The sequence below is a fragment of the Synechococcus sp. R6-10 genome, from assembly GCF_047461815.1.
In the GTDB taxonomy this organism is placed as follows: domain Bacteria; phylum Cyanobacteriota; class Cyanobacteriia; order Thermostichales; family Thermostichaceae; genus Thermostichus.
In genome coordinates this window covers 1-3,377 of the sequence record NZ_JANSHW010000732.1, presented here as the reverse complement: position 1 = coordinate 3,377, position 3,377 = coordinate 1, and the positions used below count along the sequence as shown (strand labels likewise).

The 3,377-nt window shown below is 59.0% G+C and carries 2 protein-coding genes; both read left to right on the top strand.

The genetic code is table 11. The annotated features are described in order from the left end of the window. The first annotated feature begins 189 nt into the window (after nucleotides 1-189). On the top strand, nucleotides 190-1,002 hold the full coding sequence (locus tag NW837_RS15625) for a TatD family hydrolase (protein WP_414332602.1): 813 nt from the start codon (nucleotides 190-192) through the stop codon (nucleotides 1,000-1,002). 492 nt (nucleotides 1,003-1,494) lie between these two features. Next, on the top strand, nucleotides 1,495-3,377 hold a 1,883-nt coding region (locus NW837_RS15620), incomplete at its 3' end, for a GAF domain-containing protein (RefSeq protein ID WP_414332600.1).

Here is a 3,377-nt window from a genome sequence, read left to right as displayed (position 1 = left end):
GCCAAACCGCCTAAAGCTCAGTAAATTCAGCAAAGTTCAGGGTTTTGGGGGTTAGAGGCATGCTCCCACAGGAGCCGTCGCAAGGGGATCTCGCCGGCAAACGGGAGCGCCAGAAGGGATCCCAAGCAGGCCGGGGACAGCTTTTACAATTGGATAAGGTTGGCAACACGATTGTTGGGGAGCTGAGCCTTGAGCACCGCCGTCTTACCTGCTGCTCCTTTGGTGGATACTCACGTCCACCTCAATTACCCCGATTTTGCCGCGGATCTGCCCCAGGTGGCCGAGCGCTGGCGTCAGACGGGGATCCGGCGTTTGGTGCATTCTTGTGTAACACCGGCAGAATTCCCCCAGTTGCAGGCCATTGCCGACCAGTATCCGGAAGTATTTTTGTCGGTGGGGCTGCACCCTTTGGAGGCGGGCCAGTGGCAGCCCGATTTGGCCGAAAAGATCACCCACCTGGCCGCCAGCGACGAGCGAGTGGTGGCTATCGGGGAGACGGGCCTGGATTTCTACAAGTCCAACCCGGCGGATATCGAGCGGCAAAAAGAATCCTTCTGGGCCCAGATTGCCATTGCCCAAGCGCAGGATCTGGCGTTGATCGTCCATTGCCGCGAGGCGGCAGCAGCCACCTACGCCATCCTCAAGGAGGCCATGGCCACGGGGGGGCCAGTGCGGGCGGTGATGCATTGCTGGAGCGGATCCCCGGAGGAGACGCGGCTGTTTGTCGAGCTGGGCTGCTTCATTAGCTTCAGCGGCATTGTCACTTTCAAAAATGCCGAGACTGTCCGCCGGTCGGCCTTGGAGGTGCCCCTATCCCAGCTTTTGGTGGAAACCGATTGCCCTTTTCTGGCTCCCACCCCCTTCCGCGGCAAACGCAATGAGCCGGCTTACGTGCAGCGGGTGGCCCAAACCTTGGCGGAGCTGCTTGGGATCCCACCGGAAAAACTGGCAGAAGAAACCAGCCAGAACGCTGCTCGCCTGTTTCGGTTGCCTCTCCCCTAGCTCTTTGCTTGACATACTCCCTGCCCCATAGGGTGAGGATTCTGGTTGCTGGTATCGCTTCGCAACGCTACGCGAACAGAGACAGCTCCCCTCCACGACAGCGGTGCTTATCTCCCCAGTCATTCCCCCATGCTTTGGGGTACCTTTGCAGACCACAACAAAACCTATCTATTTATGGCTTTTTCAGTTTAGAGTGAGACGCCTGAGCTATTGAGAAAAACCTTTGGCCACTCAACATTTAGAGTTTTAGGTATGGGCGCAGTGTCCTAGTTTGAATTGAAATGACCATATTTAGGTTGGATCCAGTCGTTAGATTGTTGGGCTTAGGGCCTACGAACCAAGCTGGGAAGGATCCTTGGGTTGCCGTCTTTAACTTTTTCTTTAACTTTTCTTTTGAGCCCGCTTACCTTTCTCAAAGACATCCTATGCTGGAAAAAAGGGATGTATCTCTAGATACTTCCCGTTAATCCCAGGGGCTAGGGGCTTGCAACTATGGATACTGAAACGTGGGCTGCCGCAGCTCGACCCAGCCGAGATGCCCTCATCAACCGCATCACCCACCAGATTCGGCAATCCCTGGAGCTGGATCAGATCCTGAGGGCGACGGTGGAGGAGGTGCGCGCCTTTTTGGGTACGGATCGGGTGAAGGTTTACCGCTTTGATCCCGAAGGTCACGGAACGGTGGTGGCGGAAGCACGAGGCGGGGAGCGGCTGCCCTCGCTCTTGGGGCTGACTTTTCCGGCAGGGGACATTCCCGAGGAGGCGCGGCGGTTGTTTCGCCTAGCTCAGGTGCGGGTGATTGTGGATGTGGAGGCGCAGAGCCGTTCCATCAGCCAGCCGGAGTCCTGGGGGTTGTCTGCTAGGGTTCCTCTGGGCGAGCCGCTACAGCGGCCCGTGGATCCCTGCCATGTTCACTATTTGAAATCCATGGGGGTGGCCTCTTCCTTGGTGGTTCCCCTGATGCATCACCAGGAGCTATGGGGGCTGTTGGTCTCCCATCATGCTGAGCCTCGTCCCTACTCCCAAGAAGAGCTGCAGGTGGTGCAGTTGCTGGCGGATCAAGTTTCCATTGCCATTGCTCAGGCGGAATTGCTGGAGCAGGCGCGGCAGAAGGCGCAGCAGGAACGCCTCATCAACCAAATTGCTGCCCTGGTTTATTCGCCCCTACACCCGGAGACGACCTTGACTACGGTGCTGGAGCAGCTTGCTGCCGGTTTGCAGGGGATCGGGGCGCGGCTGCGGATCCACTTTATGGGCGCAGATACCCTCTGTTGTCATGGCGTGCAACCCCCGGCCAGCTACGACACCTGGCTACAGGAGCAGCTCGGAAGGGCCGGAGGAGCGGGGGGCTGGGTCAAGATGTGGTCGCTATCCCACTTGGAGAAATGGCCGGAGCTGCAAGAGCAGATGAAGCAGACGCCCATTCGTGGCCTGCTGATGGTACAGCTTGTCTGGAATGACCAGCCCGTGGGCTGGCTGAGCGTGTTTCGCGCGGCCATCTGCCAAGAAACCCACTGGGCGGGTTACCGTTGGTTTGCTCAGGGGGATCCCAGACAAGAACTGCCTTTGATCTCTTTTGCTGCCTGGCGGGAGCTGAAAATTGACGAGCCTAAGGCTTGGTCAGCTGCAGAGCAAGAGCTGATGAGTCGGGTCGGGGTACATTTGGCCCTGTCCATTACGCAAAATCAGCTCTACCGGCAGTTGCAAACCCTCAACGCCCGTCTGGAGCAGGAGGTGCAGGAGCGGACGGCGGCCCTGCAGCGATCTCTGGCTATGGATGCCCTCTTGCAGCGGGTCACCGACCAGGTGCGCAGCAGTTTGGAGGAAGCCCAGATCCTGCGGGCAGTGGTGCAGGAGTTGGCTCTGGGGTTGCCCATTCAAGGTTGCGATCTCTGTCTCTACGATTGGGCAGCCGGCCAAGCCACGGTGCGCTACGAATACACCTCTGCCCTACCGCCCGTCGGCGGGATCACCCTGACCTTGGCCGACTACCCCGATCTTTACCGGCACCTGCAAGGGGGTCAAGCGGTGCAATTCTGCCACTTGCCTGGGCAGGGCTGGATCCCCCGTCGGGAAGGGCTGACCCTGCTGGTGTGCCCGCTGCGGGATGACCAAGGGGTGCTGGGGGATCTCTGGCTGGCGAAGCCGGCAGCCGAGTGCTTTGATGAACTGGAGGTGCAGGTGGTGCAGCAGGTGGCGGATCACTGCGCCATTGCCATCCGCCAGGCCCGCCTCTACCAGGCTTCTGTGCAGCAAATTGGTGAGCTGGAGCGCCTCAACCGCCTCAAAGACGATTTTTTGAGCACAGTCTCCCATGAGCTGCGCACCCCCATCACCAACATGAAGATGGCCATCCAACTGCTGAAAACCGCCCG